General features: G+C 52.9%; 23 protein-coding genes. 4 read left to right on the top strand and 19 right to left on the bottom strand.

Annotation, left to right across the window (positions count from 1 at the left end; all coding sequences use genetic code 11):
- Nucleotides 1-24: 24 nt before the first annotated feature.
- Nucleotides 25-984, bottom strand: a complete 960-nt coding sequence (locus tag QT230_RS14460; protein ID WP_308322646.1) for a LysR family transcriptional regulator — start codon at nucleotides 982-984, stop codon at nucleotides 25-27.
- A gap of 118 nt (nucleotides 985-1,102) precedes the next feature.
- On the opposite strand from QT230_RS14460, the gene QT230_RS14455 reads away from it, so the two are divergent.
- Nucleotides 1,103-1,327 (top strand): hypothetical protein, encoded by a 225-nt coding sequence (locus QT230_RS14455; RefSeq protein ID WP_308322645.1) that lies wholly within the window; start codon nucleotides 1,103-1,105, stop codon nucleotides 1,325-1,327.
- Nucleotides 1,328-1,477: 150 nt separating this feature from the next.
- Here the strand turns inward: QT230_RS14455 and QT230_RS14450 are convergent, their stop codons facing one another.
- The 3 genes from QT230_RS14450 to QT230_RS14440 form a co-directional block, all read right to left on the bottom strand.
- Nucleotides 1,478-1,906: a GFA family protein gene (locus QT230_RS14450; RefSeq protein ID WP_308322644.1), complete on the bottom strand. Its 429-nt coding sequence runs from the start codon at nucleotides 1,904-1,906 to the stop codon at nucleotides 1,478-1,480.
- A 57-nt stretch (nucleotides 1,907-1,963) separates the two neighbouring features.
- Nucleotides 1,964-2,389 carry an N-acetyltransferase gene (locus QT230_RS14445; protein WP_308322643.1) on the bottom strand — a complete coding sequence of 142 codons (426 nt, stop codon included), beginning with the start codon at nucleotides 2,387-2,389 and terminating at the stop codon, nucleotides 1,964-1,966.
- Nucleotides 2,390-2,696: 307 nt separating this feature from the next.
- Entirely contained in the window at nucleotides 2,697-3,122 is a 426-nt protein-coding gene (locus tag QT230_RS14440) for a VOC family protein (RefSeq protein WP_308322642.1), read from the bottom strand.
- Nucleotides 3,123-3,226: 104 nt separating this feature from the next.
- On the opposite strand from QT230_RS14440, the gene soxR reads away from it, so the two are divergent.
- Nucleotides 3,227-3,709, top strand: a complete 483-nt coding sequence (soxR, locus tag QT230_RS14435; RefSeq protein ID WP_308322641.1) for a redox-sensitive transcriptional activator SoxR — start codon at nucleotides 3,227-3,229, stop codon at nucleotides 3,707-3,709.
- Between the two features lie 36 nt (nucleotides 3,710-3,745).
- Here the strand turns inward: soxR and QT230_RS14430 are convergent, their stop codons facing one another.
- The 5 genes from QT230_RS14430 to QT230_RS14410 all read right to left on the bottom strand — a co-directional run bounded on the left by QT230_RS14430 (nucleotide 3,746) and on the right by QT230_RS14410 (nucleotide 6,932).
- Nucleotides 3,746-4,153, bottom strand: coding sequence for a hypothetical protein (locus tag QT230_RS14430; RefSeq protein WP_308322640.1), 408 nt, complete (start codon nucleotides 4,151-4,153; stop codon nucleotides 3,746-3,748).
- 197 nt (nucleotides 4,154-4,350) lie between these two features.
- Entirely contained in the window at nucleotides 4,351-4,848 is a 498-nt protein-coding gene (locus tag QT230_RS14425) for a hypothetical protein (RefSeq protein WP_308322639.1), read from the bottom strand.
- A 306-nt stretch (nucleotides 4,849-5,154) separates the two neighbouring features.
- Nucleotides 5,155-5,484 (bottom strand): DHCW motif cupin fold protein, encoded by a 330-nt coding sequence (locus tag QT230_RS14420; protein WP_308322638.1) that lies wholly within the window; start codon nucleotides 5,482-5,484, stop codon nucleotides 5,155-5,157.
- 165 nt (nucleotides 5,485-5,649) lie between these two features.
- Nucleotides 5,650-6,231, bottom strand: a complete 582-nt coding sequence (locus QT230_RS14415; protein WP_308322637.1) for a class I SAM-dependent methyltransferase — start codon at nucleotides 6,229-6,231, stop codon at nucleotides 5,650-5,652.
- Nucleotides 6,232-6,311: 80 nt separating this feature from the next.
- Complete coding sequence (locus QT230_RS14410) at nucleotides 6,312-6,932, bottom strand: GNAT family protein (RefSeq protein WP_308322636.1); 621 nt, start codon at nucleotides 6,930-6,932, stop codon at nucleotides 6,312-6,314.
- Nucleotides 6,933-7,336: 404 nt separating this feature from the next.
- Here QT230_RS14410 and QT230_RS14405 point away from each other — a divergent pair, with 404 nt between their 5' ends.
- Nucleotides 7,337-8,533 carry a DEAD/DEAH box helicase gene (locus QT230_RS14405; protein ID WP_308322635.1) on the top strand — a complete coding sequence of 399 codons (1,197 nt, stop codon included), beginning with the start codon at nucleotides 7,337-7,339 and terminating at the stop codon, nucleotides 8,531-8,533.
- A gap of 72 nt (nucleotides 8,534-8,605) precedes the next feature.
- On the opposite strand, the gene rho is transcribed toward QT230_RS14405, so the two are convergent.
- The 10 genes from rho to cbiE all read right to left on the bottom strand — a co-directional run bounded on the left by rho (nucleotide 8,606) and on the right by cbiE (nucleotide 16,197).
- A complete protein-coding gene (rho, locus tag QT230_RS14400; protein ID WP_308322633.1) occupies nucleotides 8,606-9,559 on the bottom strand; it encodes a transcription termination factor Rho in 954 nt (317 codons plus the stop codon).
- A gap of 366 nt (nucleotides 9,560-9,925) precedes the next feature.
- On the bottom strand, nucleotides 9,926-10,399 hold the full coding sequence (locus QT230_RS14395; RefSeq protein ID WP_308322632.1) for a hypothetical protein: 474 nt from the start codon (nucleotides 10,397-10,399) through the stop codon (nucleotides 9,926-9,928).
- An 80-nt stretch (nucleotides 10,400-10,479) separates the two neighbouring features.
- A complete protein-coding gene (locus QT230_RS14390; protein ID WP_308322631.1) occupies nucleotides 10,480-11,400 on the bottom strand; it encodes an RES family NAD+ phosphorylase in 921 nt (306 codons plus the stop codon).
- Nucleotides 11,401-11,883: 483 nt separating this feature from the next.
- On the bottom strand, nucleotides 11,884-12,093 hold the full coding sequence (locus tag QT230_RS14385; protein ID WP_030069104.1) for a BrnA antitoxin family protein: 210 nt from the start codon (nucleotides 12,091-12,093) through the stop codon (nucleotides 11,884-11,886).
- Complete coding sequence (locus QT230_RS14380) at nucleotides 12,086-12,379, bottom strand: BrnT family toxin (RefSeq protein WP_308322630.1); 294 nt, start codon at nucleotides 12,377-12,379, stop codon at nucleotides 12,086-12,088. Before QT230_RS14380 ends, QT230_RS14385 begins: the two co-directional genes overlap by 8 nt.
- A 129-nt stretch (nucleotides 12,380-12,508) precedes the next feature.
- On the bottom strand, nucleotides 12,509-12,949 hold the full coding sequence (locus QT230_RS14375; protein WP_308322629.1) for a YtoQ family protein: 441 nt from the start codon (nucleotides 12,947-12,949) through the stop codon (nucleotides 12,509-12,511).
- 73 nt (nucleotides 12,950-13,022) lie between these two features.
- Complete coding sequence (gene cobF / locus QT230_RS14370; RefSeq protein WP_308322628.1) at nucleotides 13,023-13,796, bottom strand: precorrin-6A synthase (deacetylating); 774 nt, start codon at nucleotides 13,794-13,796, stop codon at nucleotides 13,023-13,025.
- Nucleotides 13,793-14,590, bottom strand: a complete 798-nt coding sequence (gene cobM, locus QT230_RS14365) for a precorrin-4 C(11)-methyltransferase (RefSeq protein WP_308322627.1) — start codon at nucleotides 14,588-14,590, stop codon at nucleotides 13,793-13,795. The genes cobF and cobM overlap by 4 nt, the downstream gene beginning before the upstream one ends.
- A 12-nt stretch (nucleotides 14,591-14,602) precedes the next feature.
- Nucleotides 14,603-14,980 (bottom strand): cobalamin biosynthesis protein, encoded by a 378-nt coding sequence (locus QT230_RS14360; RefSeq protein ID WP_308322626.1) that lies wholly within the window; start codon nucleotides 14,978-14,980, stop codon nucleotides 14,603-14,605.
- The gene (gene cbiE, locus QT230_RS14355; RefSeq protein ID WP_308322625.1) at nucleotides 14,977-16,197 is read right to left on the bottom strand and encodes a precorrin-6y C5,15-methyltransferase (decarboxylating) subunit CbiE; all 1,221 of its coding nucleotides are present in this window, start codon (nucleotides 16,195-16,197) and stop codon (nucleotides 14,977-14,979) included. The genes QT230_RS14360 and cbiE overlap by 4 nt, the downstream gene beginning before the upstream one ends.
- On the opposite strand from cbiE, the gene QT230_RS14350 reads away from it, so the two are divergent.
- Entirely contained in the window at nucleotides 16,196-16,933 is a 738-nt protein-coding gene (locus QT230_RS14350) for a cobalt-precorrin-6A reductase (RefSeq protein ID WP_308322624.1), read from the top strand. The two genes, cbiE and QT230_RS14350, sit on opposite strands and share 2 nt — an antisense overlap.
- Nucleotides 16,934-16,943 lie beyond the last annotated feature (10 nt).

Below are 16,943 nucleotides of genomic sequence, written 5' to 3'. Positions count from 1 at the left end.
CTAATTAGAAGATCATGACACAGGCTAGCCCAACAGAGGCCCAGCGAGACGCTGTTTCTGTGCTTGAATCGCTTCTGTCAAAAAGTCTTTTAAAGCGTGAATCTTCACCACGCCTCTCAGGTCTGGGTGCATCAAAAACCACAGCCCGTATTCCAATTCGGGGATAGGGTCGCTGAGCTGAATAATATCCGGATCTTCATCCGCTAAATAGCACGGCAGGACGGCTAACCCCATGCGCGCATGTATCGCACTAAGTATGCTGACCAAGGTATCCACACGGTAGACACAGGCCGCCTTCAGCTCATTTTTGTCCATCCACTGGTCTAGCGCTGAATCCTGTAATCGTGGCCCTGCACCAATCCAAGGTTGGCTAGTAAGGCTCTCAATAGAGGCTCCTGGGTTTAGACCGAGGCTGCGATGCCCATAGACAGCCTGGCCAATTGTGGTCAGTCGTCGACCGATCAAGTTTTCAGGCGGAAGATTGGAGGGACGAATCGCGACGTCCGCTTCCCGGCGAGTCAGGTTGAACAACTGGTTTGAGATAGCCACGTCCAGCATTATGGCTGGATATTGATGACGAAATTGCGTGAATAAAGGTGCCAACAATCCCATCAGCAAGGAGTCCGTTGTGGTGGTATAAATTTCCCCACTCGGCTCGAGGTCACGACCTGCGACTTTACGTTCGGCAGCAAGAGCGGCCTCATCCATAATCTTAGCCGTATCGGCGAGTTCCTCCCCTGCCAGCGTGGGCTGGTAACCCGTACGGTTTCTTTCAAAAAGCGTTACCCCCAAGCGCTGCTCAACTTCACCCAGTCGCCGGAAAACAGTTGCATGACTGACCCCCAGAGCTCGCGAGGCTCCAGAAAGTGAGCCTGCGGTCGCGATGGCAAGGATAATTTCAAAGTCGTTCCATGCTAGATGACTACGTATTTTCTGGGCAGTGGTAGAGACTCGCTCACGCGCTCTCACTGTTCGTTTTTGCAAAGTCTTTACTCATTTTTATGGAATATCTTGCATAATAAAACAATACTAGCATATCCATGATGCACCGAGATAACCGGAGCGTCCTGATACCCAGGGCGGCGTTATGGAAGTCAGAGATATGATGGATTCAAAAGAAGAGCAATACTTTAACGGCGTCGGTTCGCCCCCTCGCCAGAATAACGAAGGCTTGGAAAAAGGGATCATTGACAACACTGGAGTCATCCCAATTAGATACCAAGATGGGCTGGGGGGCATCGATATTGAACAAGTCCGCCGGGATCAGCAGCAAGCGAAGCGAGAGTTTATCCGGGCTATTCTAAAATACCTGCGACGCCAGCACTGAAAAATAGCAGTCCCCGCACAGTCACTACGGCACGCCTCTATCCACTTGGGATCGGTTCTTAACCCATTTTTGACCACTTCTCCGTAACTCATCTTAACGCCTAGGCGTTCATAGGCTTCTATCTACTTCCTTACAAGCTTCGGGTTGACCTTATTTCCGCTGCAATGCCTGGTTAAGAGACTCCAAGCTATCAGGGCCACCCCCCAGCCGAACGCAGTTATCTGGTTCTTGCGCCCATAAAGCTGATGAGGACAAATGGAGGTGAACAGCCACTTGAGTTATCGTCGATCCACCAAGCAATCCTGCAGGGACCCACATCAAACCAGTGTCTCTCAGCTTATTAGGAACCGGGCTACCGCAGTGCTTACAAAAGTCACTCCGATAACCGGTTTGCTTCTGAAAAGTGCTGATATTGGACTGATCGGAAATCCAGCTAAAGCTATCCTCATCTACAAATGTGGCAGCGTTCGCGGTAGACCCGGTCGCTTTTCGACACAAAGAACAGTGGCATTGATAGAGGTTTGGTAGTTCACCCTTAATTTCAAACGCCACCGCTCCGCAGAGACATTCACCTTTCATCAATCGTTCCTTCGGTACATAGTGCAGAATGGCCCAAAATTAATCACTTTGCCGCTATTAACAGTAATGCTCCATGATGAACTCAGGTTCACCCGTTTGTTCATCAATCTGCTCGCCTAATGAAATGAACCCATGCTGCTTATAAAAATTGATACTGGGAGTATTGTGGCTGTAGACACTTAGCTGCAGGCACGACCTTCTGCTCTTGGCATCATCCATCAGCGCTGACCCTATTCCTTGGCCCTGCAAGTTTGGCGACACAAAAACGGCAGCTAACGTACTTCCATAGAGGCAGTAAAACCCGGCTATCTGCCCATCACGTTCAAATACAAAGGTCTCCGATGCAGGGATATATTTATTACGCATGTCGCTAACTTTTGACTTCCAAAACGCTGGTCCAACAAAGTCGTGAGCTTTAATCGATGCTGAAAGCCAGATATCCAAAATTTGTTCAATATCTGCCTCCCGGTATTTACGAATCATCTAGAGGTTCCTAATGATGGTCAACTGCGCCAAAGGCGTAACTAAAAGCTGCCTAGTCCTGGGATAGATTCGCATCTGCTCCAGGGCTAGGCAGCTTCATAAAATAAGGCAGGAGTGCTTCGCCTTCCTTAGGGTAAACCTGCTTCTTCCATTGGATTTAGTAGCTCACTTCCGTTTCTAATAGCTTTTGCTCCCAATCCTTACTGAAAGCGCCAAAATTTTAACAGATTATGCGCAGAATATTTGATGGTGTTCAAAATCGAGACCTAACACAGGTCAGCCCCCTAGGTGGGTGTTGAAATCCTGATCATTGAGCATCGCGATTCAAATTCCGTTCCGCCGGGATATCGCTCAGATACTCGACAAACTCCACTTCAAAACCGGCCGGATCGACAAAATAAACATTTTTGCGAAACGGCTCTGGGGCGCCGGGTTTGGCAATGGCAAAACCGGCGTTATTGAGCCTAGCAACAACGGCGTCCAAATTATCGGTCACATAAGCAAAATGGGCTAACCCAACGCTGTGGCCTTTAAGATCACGATTCTCCCCTTCACCGTGATCACTTAACGCCAGGTAGTGATCATCGTCTCCAAAGTGGATCCATTTACGTGGTTTGCCATACCACTCGCCATGGCCCTCATCGCGGATCCGCCAGTGCGGGAAGACTGCGCGGTAAAAATCCAGCATGGCATCCATATCAGCAACCACCAGATTAACGTGTTCCAAGTACATAAGAGTCTCCTTGCGTTAAGTGAAATGGCAGGATAAAACCTCAACTCAACTTGAGGTAAAGCGGTTTTTGCGGAAAAATGGCAAAAAAGATTCAGGGGTAAGTCATGGCAGAAACGATTTGGAGTGTCGGCAAGGTTGCCAAGCGCTGCGGGATTAACGTCAGCACCCTGCATTTTTACGAGCAGCAAGGGCTAATTCATAGCTGGCGCAATGAGGGCAATCAGCGCCGCTACAAACCAGAAGTGCTAAGGCGGATTTCAGTGATCAAAGCCGCGCAGAGAGTTGGTGTCAGCCTGGAGGAAATAAAGCAGGCCTTTGAATCACTACCCAATAACCGCACGCCGACGGTTGAAGATTGGCAGCAGCTTTCAAAAAACTGGCAGCAGATGCTTGATGGCCGAATTGCTTACCTGCAAAAACTGCGCGATAACTTAGCAGGATGTATAGGCTGTGGCTGCCTGAGCATGACTAATTGCCCGCTCTATAACCCCGACGACAAACTGGCTAAATCAGGTAGCGGGCCTGTTCTTCTTGATCAGGCTGAGCAAAAAGCGAGAGCCCAACAAGAACCAAGCGCTAGCTCATAGTCCTCACTAGTAGCGCTTAATAATAGCCAGAAGGCCTTAACCTAAACGAATGAACCACTTGGGCTTGATGCGTCCAAAGTCGCGGCGGGTGTTTGTCTTCAAGGCTTTTTTGGAATCCAGCACCACTGCTTCACGCTCATCTCTGACGAACACCACCCAATGCCAGAAAAGCCTGCCCTGCTCCATTCGCCACTTGATGGCCAAAAGCGCCTTGTCTGGCAGGCTTTCCCAGGTGTCGAATGGCGTCTCCGTGGGTGCAACCGTGATGCCCAAAGCACGCAAGAGCTTACGGACGTACTCTGTGTCTGACCAAAGTGCTGTGTCTTCAGCATAGATACCCAAGGCGTTGGCTGCCTCTTTGGCCTGCACATAGGTAATGGACGTTAGTGCCGCGCATGCCGCGATACCGCAGCCGGATATTTCTTCTTGAATGACGGGGTTCATTTAGTTTCCGAGTAACGCTTGCGCTCAATGTGTTGAAGCGACAATGTGCTGGCTATCCGAAATAGCAAAGACTTCTTTTGGCGATACATTCTGCTGGCCACTTTCATCACTTGTGGCTAGCCGACAGAGAACACTCTGCTCCGCAGACGCACGCACTACTTTAGTTAGTATTTCTAACACTCCCCTTCCTCGAATGCCTAACGCCCACCACTCGGTGAATTGCCTAGCTCCGCACTCTCACGGATAGCACAGATATCTTCGATATCCACCGGCCGTGAAAGAACAGATTTATACTGAACCAGATCGTCTTTCAGCATAAGGGGAAGTTCAAGACCCAGCAAATGCACAGTCACATAGCGAGAAAAATCTATGCTGAGCGGAACCCAAGTCTCGTTACTTGCATCGAAAATTTGTGAGCCGTCAGCGCTACCTACCTCCACTTTGATGCCTTCATACTTGAACTGGACATAGGTTAGATCCCAACCTTCCTCCTGGCGGTGAGCGGCAGCTTTGGATACAAACTCCTGACCGGCCTGAACCACTGACGCAAAGTGCTCGTCGGGTACAAAAAGGTCGATGTCATTCAGAGCACGCTCAGAGCCATATCCCTTTGCTGCGAGCCCTCCACAGATCAGAAAAGGAATATTTCTATCTCTCAGTAACCCCACAATCCATTGGGCTGCTAAATGATGCATGTTTCTTCCTTTTAATTATGCACGCCATCACCGGTGACAAAACCGCAGCGAAGCGGAGGGGTTAGCATCCAGCACATGGCCTGACTATAAGACTAGGTGCACAACTTACCTCTTGGCTAAACGCCCGCCATAAGCGGTATGAGAAACAAACGTTCGGTGACTACAGAAAGCGAGCTTGATGGCTTGAGCTCAACCAAGGCACTTAAGAGGATAACAATAACTCTTTTGCCCTCGTACTCGCACTCATCCTGATAAATAAGTGCACGGCAATGGAATAACCAAGGCCGTGCCTACGGGCTAGTGATACTAATCAACGACAAACAACTTAGCTCCTTGCTTTGTTGAAGAGCGATGAAGTTCGGCATTATCGGCAACTTGATAGCTCGAACCAGGCGTAAGAACAAAGCAGCGACCATCGTCTAGCTCAGTGTGAAGTTCACCTTCTAGGCAGAGCAATATGTGGCCTTTAGCGCACCAATGATCAGCCAGATAGCCAGGACTGTATTCCACCATACGCACCCGGATATCCCCGAAGCTTCGGGTCTTCCAATAAGCAACGCCATATTCTCCAGAGTGTTCAGTCTGCTTAACTTCAGACCAATCAGTGACCCCAAAAGGTAAATCTGTAATGTTCAAATTACTTCTCCATAAGTACATGACACCAAAAGTACATAACACCAAGCACCCCGGCCCAGGTGGGGGACGCTGGCTATACAGTAGTTCTTACCGTAGCGCCTACCTCATAGCTTTGCGGCCGCAACTGAATGAGATGCCAGCAAGCAACTGGATGCAACCGAGGCGCTAGGCATCGTTTCGCTCAAGCACGATCTCCCACAGCGCTTTCGGCTTGACATACTTGCTGGTGACATAGTGCTCCATTGAGAGCTTGTTCCAACCCTTGTCGAACAGTAATCCAACAGAGGCTTTATCGAAGAAGCGCTTAGGGTTGCCCTCCACAAGAAACAAATTCGGTTCAAGCTCTGCATGACCACTAGCCCCGAAATTATGATCCTGTGTGGAGTTCAGACGGCATAGCAGGATGCCCCCAGGTCTTAATGTGGAACGAATCCGCTGAACAAGGGCTTGAGTTTCGTCCCAAGCGAAGTAGTGTAGCGATAGGCTCGCCACAATGGCGCCCACCTCACGAACATGCTCAGGGAATGGTTCACGGAGATCTCTGCACTGAACCGTAGCAGTCGGAACTCTGACGCTGGTGAGCCCCACTGCCGTACGAGACAGATCAAAAGCGAAGACGCTGAGCCCGGCGCTGGCCAGTATGGCCGTGTCATCTCCGTGTCCACATCCGATTTCCAGGACAACATCTGTGCCAGCGCGTTCGCACAATAGCGGTAGCCAACGATTGAGCCAAGGGTCGGTGGTCATTGATGTTTGAGACTCCTTACGTCTGGGCTCAACTACTTCGTTGGAGTGATAACGGAAAATAAGTTGGCTGCAGCCTCTCGTCAGGCGCCAGCACTGCGTAACTCACCGACTGAAGGCCGGCTCAACAAATCGTTAAGATGTGAGCGCACTTCCGGCCATTCCCCCTGATGTAGGCTATACATGACGGTATCGCGGATTGTGCCATCGCGGCGCAGCTTATGCCCACGGATTACGCCATCTTTCTTCGCGCCTAGCCGCTCAATCGCACGCTGGCTCGCGACGTTAAAATTATCGGTGCGCCAACCGACCACGTTGCAACCCAGTGTTTCAAAAGCGTGCGTCAACAGCAGTAGCTTACATGTGGTGTTGACATGCGTACGCTGAACGCGTTTGGCATACCACGTATAGCCAATTTCCACTCGCTTCTCAGCGGGCAGAATATCGTGATAACTGGTGGAGCCAAGCACCGTACCACTGGCCTCTTCAATGACAGCGAAAGCGAGGCGGTGGCCTTCCTCATGGCTTTTTAACGCAGTATCAATATAGCCCAGCGTCTCCTCTGGCGCAGGCACCGATGTGATGCGGAGGTTCCACAATTCGCCATCCGCAGCCGCAGCGCGTAGACCGGATTCATGGGCGAGTGTTAATGGCACGAGCTTAATGCCGTGCGCGGCTAGCGTAATAGGTTTAACAAAGGCCATGTGCAACCAATTATCTCTTCGTGGAAAAAGGGAATATCTGCCGCTACTCAGCACGTGCGGCTTTGTAATCAATTATTTCAATAGCATAGCGTAAGGGTATAAAAAGTGTAGGGGTATAAAACAAGCCATTAGTCTGTCAGCCGAATCACGCTGATATCGAGTCAGGAGATCTTGGAACACGGTATATTCAGGTCCAACCGCAAGCGCTGAGAGACTCCGAAACGGGGCCAGCCTCAGAAGCAAGGAAATAAGATCACGAGGATACTGGCCTGGACATTCATCTGAGCCGCTTTCAACGGCGGGACAGATCATCTGGCACCATACAGCTACCAACAGCTGTTTTACTTTATACTGCCTCATCTTTTATTTTCGACACACCTTACGACGATCTGTCAGGGCGCCTTATGCCATTTGCAAAACTAGGATTATCCACTCCTCTCGTTCAAGCGATTACCGAACTAGGTTACAAAACGCCAACGCCCATCCAGGAACAAGCGATTCCTGCCATTCTTTCGGGTAACGACTTAATCGCCACCGCACAAACAGGCACAGGCAAAACAGCTGCTTTTGTGCTGCCGCTGCTAGAACGGTTCAGTAACGCGGGAACGTTACGTGGCAAACGCATACGTGCGCTGATTCTGGTGCCGACCCGTGAGTTAGCGGTTCAGGTCGAAGCCAATGTGGCTCAATACGCTAAACACACGCACCTAACCTCTATGGCGATGTATGGCGGTGTGGATACCGAAGCTCAAAAAGAGCGCCTAATCAAAGGGGTGGATATTCTGGTCGCCACGCCGGGCAGACTGCTTGATTTGGCGCATCAGCGTGCGCTGCACTTTGATGAACTTAAAGTCTTGGTATTGGACGAAGCGGACAGAATGGTCGACATGGGCTTTGTCGACGATATCAAGAAAATCATAGATCGCCTGCCTGAAGACCGTCAAAACCTACTGTTTTCGGCCACCATGACCGATGACGTTCGGGCGTTGGCCTACGATTTTTCAGATAGCAAGATGACCGATCTGGCGTCTGAAATATCCATTTCCCCCAACATCCGCACCGCCGCGAATATCAAACAGTGGCTAATCACCGTCGACAAAGACACCAAGTCTGCCCTGTTGAGTCACTTGATTAACGAACAACAGTGGGATCAGGCGCTTATTTTTACCGAGAAAAAACACAATGCAGCCAAGCTTGTTGCTCAACTGGAAAAACGCGGCATCACAGCGGACTCCATCCATGGCGATAGAAGCCAGGCGATGCGCGAAAAAATTCTGGCTCAGTTCAAATCTGGCGAATTAAAGTACCTGGTCGCCACAGGGGTTGCCGCGCGTGGTTTGGATATTGGTGAACTGAGTCGTGTGGTGAATTACGATTTACCTTTTAAGCCCGAAGAGTACGTCCACCGCATTGGCCGAACCGGCCGCGCGGGTGCCTCAGGTGAAGCCATTTCTTTTGTAGACATGAGTGACTTTAAAAATCTTTGTGCCATTGAAAGACGATTAAAAAGCACTATTGAGCGCAAAGAGATTGCAGGCTTTCCGGTTCGAAAAGCAGTACCCGAGTCAAACTTGAAATTTAATAAACAAAATAATCGTTAAACCTTACCAAAGAAGCTCACCTCCCTGGATTTTTAAAAAACGAAGGTGAGCTTCTTTATTACAGATATTTCACTAGGCGGGTAAAAACGCATCTAATAGCTCGGCATTCGTGGGATATTTATCCAATAACTCAAGCAACTTCTGCGCGCCTTCTACTGGCTTAAGCGTTGTCAACGCTCTACGCAATGTCCTTACTTTTTCAATATCTTTTGCATCAATCAAAAGCTCTTCTCGACGGGTACTGCTTTTGGCAATATCTATCGCCGGGAAAAGCCGTTGATTGGCCACATCCCGTGATAACACCAGTTCCATATTGCCCGTACCCTTGAACTCCTCGAAAATCACCTGATCCATACGGCTTCCCGTATCCACCAGCACGGTGGCCAGAATGGTGAGCGACCCGCCATTTTCGATCTTTCTCGCGGCGCCAAACAGTTTTCGCGGTATTTCCATCGCGCGGGAGTCCAGCCCACCCGACATGGTACGGCCATTGCCTCGCTGCTCGGCATTATGAACGCGCGAGAGTCTGGTAAGCGAATCGATCACAATCATCACATTGTGCCCGTCGCCTGCTTGCTTACGCGCGGTCTCAAGCAGCTTATCTGCCATATTGACATGGTGTGTGTAGCTTTCGTCTGAAGACGATGCATGGACTTCTGCCGACACACTGCGCTTAAAATCGGTCACTTCTTCAGGGCGCTCATCAATCAGCAAGGCATACAGCTTTATGTCAGGATGAGCCTCGGCCACGGCTTGGCAGATATGTTTTAGCATCGTCGTTTTGCCAGAGCCTGGCGGCGCAACAATCAACCCACGTTGCCCCATCCCAATGGGCGTAATCAAATCCATCGCCCGCACAGTACGCTGCGGAGAACCAGGCTCTAACTCAATGCGTGGGGAAGGATGAATAGCGACGCCATTTAAAAACCGTTTTTCGGGGTCGTTGGGGAATGGGTCTGCCACTTCGCTGGCGGGCTTGGTATATGTCTCTTTTTTCGCCTTCAAACCTAGTATTTTTCTCGCCATAATATCGATGGTTCGCCTTGAATAACCGGGGTTTATAGAATAGCTGCATCATAGACAGTCGACTGGCCGCATCGTTGCGGTACTTGGCATGGAAAACGGTTAAGTTTAGCTTTGCTCAATCAGATAATACACCGCGTGCTCAAAGGTACCGGGTTGGAGCTGATCTTAGTCGTTGATCACCACCATGGCGTTTTGATCGTGGTTATAGGAGTTGAAACGCTGCATGCTGACCACTCCTCGTGTGTTTTCCTTGATCCCACCAAAACTCAGGCGTCAGCGGGGTTTTCTGCAGCCTCAACGCTGCCAACATGGCCAGCATTGTAGTGGAGGCGAAGCCGCAACGGAAAAGGAAAAGCTTTGGCATTGTTAGCTACACACCGTCTGCTTGATAGATTGAACCCTTAGATCACTTAAAATGGGCCCTTTCAATATCAAGATGTGAGCATTCACGTGCTCACGATACGAAGCGTACTCCCCCACAACCTCGTGAGGTATAAGCAACGCCTCAATGATGTTAAAATTCTTGTCATAAATAACTGCTGCGAGAGCATCAAAGCCTTTCTCGGTATACTTCCTGATCGCGCTAAGCTGACGCGAATTATTTGTGGGCGTAACCCGGCGGCCCTTAATCTGTATGCGCACACCATCTTTACTGACACCGTCATACCCAGCTTTGGAGTTTGCTTGAAGCTCAAGATTCAAAGCCTTCGCGACTAGCCACTCCGTATAATCGCCGAGCGGGTTATTCTGTGTCCGGACTACCCCCCTAGTTTTAAGCTCATTTGTCGCGGATGCCTGCAACTCCAGAAGCTCTTTGTCCGTAAGTTCACTGAGTTGCACTCGCTCTCCTATTCAGCTAACGCTTGAAGTGAGTCGTGCCGCGAAGCGGCATCAAGCTTGAATGAATTGTTAGGAATGGTCTAGCGGCGCCCGGCGTGTGTGTGAAGCATATGTAGGAGATTGTTTCTATCGCTGGGATTACGCGACGCCATCTCAAACTCCTCTTTGCTCATGTTGTACATGCCGATCGCCTCTGGGTCGCCCCCCTCTAGCCAGATGAAGTTCCAGTCCTCATCTAGCCGCTCAGCAGATTTAACTATCGTGAACTCAATCAACCCAAACCTGCGAGGCTTTCCCATGCGCACTACGAGGCAACTGACATTTTGAAAGCTCTTGTCAGATGGCTCGGCTTGGACAGCTAGATTGAAACCTCCGCGGTCCTTCACACTTGGAAAGACGATGCCTCCAGCACCGACGCGCGAGTAGATTGCTCGGGCAAGGGCACGGCTGAACATATAGCCGTTAGCTGAAGCGTCTGGGTTCGAAAGAATACTCGCGAAAAATTTGTCAATGTAGAGTTTCTTCAAAGACTGTTGACGAGGCATGGCGTTAAGAATCTTTGAGATAGCCATCTCTGGATCTCGGCCAGCGAAGTGCATGTATCCACTCTTTTGCACATTCGAGTACTCGCCAATTACCGCAAGCCGGATCGGCGATTCATTCTTGATTCGAAACCCCGCTAGCTGTACCAGCTGTCCTTCCGTTGCGCCAACCTCAGCGAGAGCAGTTTCTTTGCGTGCAGAAATGTAGAAGCAAGGGGCGCCAGGATCATTCAGTCTCCCCTGCCGAGTAAGCTCGGGCGGCGGGTAGTCGAGATCAGAAATATTTGGATACATCTCGCTCTCTATGAGTCTGGCACGCCAAAACATGCTGCCGCGACCGAACTCGAGCGACAGGATCTCGTATTCTTTGAATAAGGGATCTATGGCGTTACGGAACGCCGTCTCGGACTCACTTGAGAGTGCCTGATGAAAAATTTCTTCACAGTCATCGAGAATCATGGTGTCCGAGCCTAACAGTTATTAGACTGCACGTTCAGATATTGAATGAATACGCTGGGCTATTCAACATTCTTATCGCGCGCGTTGAAACAGCGCTAATCAACTGATTCTTATAAAATTAATAATAGTTCGGCAGTATATCTAAAATTCGCGTACTAGCTAGTTTTGCTGATCTAATCATACTCTATTCATAAAATTGGCTTAGGTCACGCGGCTTTGCAGAAAAGTTGTGCTGTAGCAAGTTTTACGCAGCTGGCGCTGCCTTCGCGCCGGGCCGCCGCTGCGGGCACCTTTTAGCTCGTTCTTCGCCAAGCGTTATGCCGCGCTACGAGGTGGCGAGATTGATTATGTGGCTGAGTCTTCGCGAGCTAAAGCTCCCTCCCACAACACCAGTGCAGTGGCAGAGCTTTGGGAAGCGCTGTGGCTTAGGCTTTGAGAACGTAACGGTGGATTTCAATCACCTGATCGGTAGTGGTGCACCGTTTACTGCCACTCAAGCTTGAGGTCTTTATGTGACTGGGCACAGTCGCGCAGATAAAGATTGATCAAGCTCTGATAGGGAAGGTCTTTCTCTTCCGCCAAATTCTTGAAATACGCGATGGTATCTTCATCCAGCCGGATCGTGACCTGCTTTTTAAGTTTCTTGGCGTATGGGTTTTTGACTGACTCTGAAAAATCGTAATGGTCACGCATGTCTATACCCTTCGTAAGTTTTTCGCTCTCGTTTATCCGCCTTGCGCGCTGAGATAATTCGGATTGTTTCTCCGTCTCTAACGCAGTGGCACACCACCAGTAAACGGGAATGAATGCTCGTTCCAAGGAGTATGAACCGATCCTCCTCTTCAGAATGATCGGGATCAGATATAAGGCGGCCGAATTCGTCCGTGAAGGCAGTCTTTGCCTCTTCGAACGAGACGCCATGCTTCTTGCGATTAGCGGCATTCTTAAGTGGATCCCAATCAAAGGTAAGATGGCCCATGCATTACATTGTAGTTATGTTGTAGTTATTATCAACTCACTAACTGTTGATGATTCTCAAGGCAGAACCGTCGCGCGCTAAAGCGCCCTCCCACAAGTTTTAGCAGGGCTTGCGGGAGGGGCTGCGGGATTAGGCTTTTAGGACGTAGCGCAGAGTTTCGACGACCTGCTCGGTGGTGGTGCACCAAGCCTGGGCGCCTGCGTCGACTTCTTTTAGCGGGTGGATGATGTCTTCGCTGTGCAGGGTGATGTAGGGCTTGGCGAGCGCGGCGCAGTAGCCTGCATCAAACGCGGCATTCCACTGTTTGTATTTGTCGCCGAAACGTACCACTACCAGATCCGCTTGCTCGATCATGGTGCGGGTGCGGATGGCGTTGATCTTGGATGATTGGTGGTCGCGCCAGAACTGGCTGCTCTGCGCGCCCAGGTGGTCGCCTGCGGCATCACTGGCGTCGTGGTCGGTGACCGGGGCGGTGAAGACGATATCCAGGCCCGCTGCGTCAGCGCCGCGCTGGATTTCTTCGCGCCAGTCGGTGTGAATCTCGCCGGATAGATATACGTAAAAGCTCATGGTTTTTCCTTTCTGCTGGCTAGGAGTAGGTAGCGTTATTTTATGGAAAAACATTCCATATTCATACCTGGGGTTATTTTTCCGGCTTGGCGAGCAGGTAGATATCCATGATCCAGCCGTGCTGTTCGCGCAGTTCGGCGCGGCGTTGGATGATCTCGTCGCTGACCTCACTTAGCCAGCCTTTGATTAGGCACTGTTTCTCCATGCCCAGGTAGGCGCCCCACCATATGTAGTTATCTTCAGGCGGCAGCGTGGTAAAGGCGCCGCCGCTGTCGAGCATGACCGCTACCGTGGCGGCGTCTTCAGGCCAGCCGCGTTCGCGCAGGCGGCGGCCGGTGGTTATTTGTACCGGCTCGGCGAGGGCATTAAGGGGGATTTTATGTTCGGCGGTGAGTACCTGCAGGCTGGTGATGCCTGGCACTACCTCTACCTCAACCGCCCTACCCGCCGCGCTTAGCCGCTGGGTGATGCGCAAGCTACTGTCAAAAAGCGAGGGGTCGCCCCACACCAACATGCCGACCCGCCCGCCGCTGGGCAGGTGTTGATCGATTAGCTGCGCCCACACGCTGGCAATGGCCGCGTGCCAGTCGTCTACTGCGCCGAGGTAGTCATTGCGGCTATCCCGGCCATCATCACGACTAGGTAGGTCGAATTCGACGATGTGGGTGGTCACCGGCGCTTCTAACAGCCGTTCGCATAGCAGGCGGCGCAGGTCGAGCAGGTCTGATTTGGCATCGCCTTTGCGGGGCAGCAGGATAACGTCTGCGTTGTTAAGCGCACGCACTGCTGCCAGGGTGACGTGGTCAAGGTTGCCGGTGCCGATACCAATCAGTGAAAGCGTGATCATGGCTCGCTCTTATCAGTGGGTGTGGCAAAGGGCGAATCCGCCGACTGTGGGCGGAAGCGGCGGTCGTAGCCCTCCGCGTAGAGGCTGCTCTCATCAAAGTCTTCGCTCTCCAGCACTGGCCCTACCAATATCAGCGCGGTGCGTTGCATGGTGTCATCAATCAGCCCTTCTATGCTGCCTAGCCGCCCCCGCACTACCCGCTCGTCCGGCCAGCTGGCCCGCCATACAATCGCTACTGGGCACTGCTCGCCGTAGTAAGGCGTCAGGCTTTCCACTACCTGGGCGAGATTATGGATTGAGAGATGAATCGCCAGCGTGGCCCCGGTGCGGGCAAAGTTGGCCAGGGTCTCTTCGCTGGGCATGGCACTGGCACGCCCCGGCGTGCGGGTAAGCACCACCGACTGGGCCACGCCGGGTAGCGTTAACTCCTGACCTAGCGTCGCCGCCGCTGCCGCAAAGGATGGCACGCCGGGGGTGATGCTATAAGGGATATCCAGCTCGCGAAGGCGGCGCAGTTGCTCGCCCATGGCTGACCATACCGAGAGATCCCCCGAGTGCAGTCTGGCAACGTCCAAGCCTTGCGCGTGGGCGGTTTGAATTTCGTGAAGTATCTCGTCTAGCGAGAGCGGCGCAGTGTTGATCACCCTGGCCCCTGGCGGGCAGTGTTCCAGAATCTGCTCCGGCACTAGTGATCCCGCATAGAGGCACACCGGGCAGGCGGCGATTAAGTCGCGCCCGCGTAGGGTCAACAGATCCGGCGCGCCGGGGCCTGCGCCGATAAAGTGTACGGTCATTGCGTCATTCCTCTAGTCAGCAACTTGTGCCACAGCAATAGTCGCCTGCCGATCCGCTGATATGAGTCGTGGGCCAAGCAGCGCCGCTCCTGGCCCTGCCGCCAGTAGCGCCACGGCTTCGGCCACACTGCCGGTACCACGAGCCTGCATACTGCGAGCCGAGTGGGTGAGCGTCGCCGCTGTAGAAAGCTCGGCGTCCGCCACGGCGATAACTTCAAGGCTGCGCAGTCGGCCCAGCTGTTGAACCAATGGCAACATGGAGTGAGCCGCCGCCAGTTGGTCGATGGCGCCATACTGCTCAATCAGTTGATCAAGCGCTTGAACCAGAGACGCCAGCGGCGCTTCGCTGCGAAAGCCAAACCCCGCTACTTTTAGCTTCTGCCCCCTCATCGAACGCCCCGCCACTGAACAATGGGGTAACTGGCTTTCCAGCCCCGGCGGGTGCCGATGGGGGCGGCGTTAGCCAGTTCAAGGCGCAGCAGCTCGCCGCCTGCCTGCTGGTGCCAGTGGGCCAGCAGTGCTTCCGATTCCAGGGTCACCGCATTGGCGATGATGCGCACGCCTTTAGGTAGGCGCTGCCATAAGGCGTCTAACAAAGTTTGAGATAACCCGCCGCCGATAAACACCGCATCCGGCAGCGGTGCTTCGTTGAGCATTTCAGCCGCACTGCCCTCTTTGACCTCCAGCCAGTCAACGCCCAGGTTGACTGCGTTAGCTCGCGCCCTGGCTGCCCGTTCGGGGTGGCGCTCAAAGCCGATGGCCTGATTATCCCCATGGGCGAGCAGCCACTCAATGGCGATGGAGGCAGACCCGGTGCCGATATCCCATAGCCGCTCACCGGGCATGGGGGCTAACGCGGAAAGCGTGATCGCCCGAACGGCCTGTTTGGTGATCTGGCCGTCATGCTCAAAAAAGCGATCCGGCAGGCCGGGGGTAAGCGGCAAGGCGGGGCCAGCGCCTGCGACGTCCAGCGCTACCGCGACCGGGTGGGCAATATCATCGGGTAAGGCGGCATCAATACGACAATGGCGAATGCGCTCATTGGCACCGCCTAGGGACTCCAGCATCGTTAGCTGGGAGTCACCAAAGCCGAACTTTTGGATCAACTCCGCTAACTCGGCCACCGCCTCGCCGTCTCTCACCAGCACCAATAAACGCCTACCGGTATGCAGATAGGGGCGGATGCGCGCCAGCGGTTTGGCGTGCAAGCCCAGGCAAGTGCAACGCTCCAGCGGCCAGCCTAAACGGGATGCCGCCAGGCTAAAGGTGGAGGGAGATGGCAGCGCCTGCCACTCGTCTGCCGCTAGGTGGTGTGATATGGAAGTGCCCGCTCCAAACCAGAAAGGGTCGCCGGAGACCAGCATAACGACCCGGCGGCCGCGCTGATCTAACAGCATGGGAATACCGTCGGCAAAGGGCACCGGCCATTCATGCATCTCAGTGTTCTGGTCAGCGTTCAGGGGTGGCAGCAGGCGTAAGTGACGGCGGGCGCCGAATACCACCTGGGCATTTTCCAGCGCTTCACGGCTTGCCGGGTTTAGCCCCGCTATGCCACTCTCCCCCCAGCCTAATAGCGTCAACCAGGGAGCGTTGTTAACCTCTGCCATGATCAAAATCCTAATTCTTGGGGGAACCTCTGAAGCCAGCGCCTTGGCCAGCGCTGTCGCGAAACGCGGGCTTCCCGCTATTTTCAGCTACGCCGGGCGGGTGAACTCGCCCAAAGCCCAGCCGTTGCCGACCCGCATTGGCGGTTTTGGCGGCGTGAGTGGGCTTGTGGCTTTTTTAGCCCAGGAGCGCATTACCCATATTGTCGATGCCACCCACCCCTTTGCTGCGCAGATGAGCGCTAATGTAGTTGCCGCAGCGGCCCAGTGCGGCATTAAGGCCATTGCGCTTACTCGGCCCGCCTGGCGACCTGTTGACGGCGACCAGTGGCAGAGCGTGGCAAGTATCGATGAGGCGGTGAGCGCCTTGGCTGGCCCGCCCCAGCGTGTACTGCTCGCCATTGGCCGCATGCACCTGGCTGCCTTTGACGCCCAGCCCCAGCACCATTACGTTCTGCGTTTGGTTGATCAGCCTACCAGCCCGCCTTCGCTTGCTGATTATACCGCCGTGATCGATAGAGGCCCGTTTACCCTGGAGGGCGACTTGGCCCTGCTGGAAACCCAGCGGATTGAGCGCATCGTATGTAAAAACTCCGGCGGCGAAGGCGCGGCTTCCAAACTTACCGCTGCCCGTAGGCTCGGCCTGCCCGTGGTGATGATCGAGCGGCCTCACCTGCCACCTCGCCATGAAGTTCATAGTATCGATGACGTAATAAGCTGGCTTGGCGGCTACTATTAATCATCACGAC

The sequence above is a fragment of the Halomonas sp. SpR8 genome (genome assembly GCF_031010195.1).
Taxonomy (GTDB): Bacteria; Pseudomonadota; Gammaproteobacteria; order Pseudomonadales; family Halomonadaceae; genus Vreelandella.
Note: the sequence above shows the minus strand (reverse complement) of the source record. Positions and strands in the feature narration are given on the sequence as shown.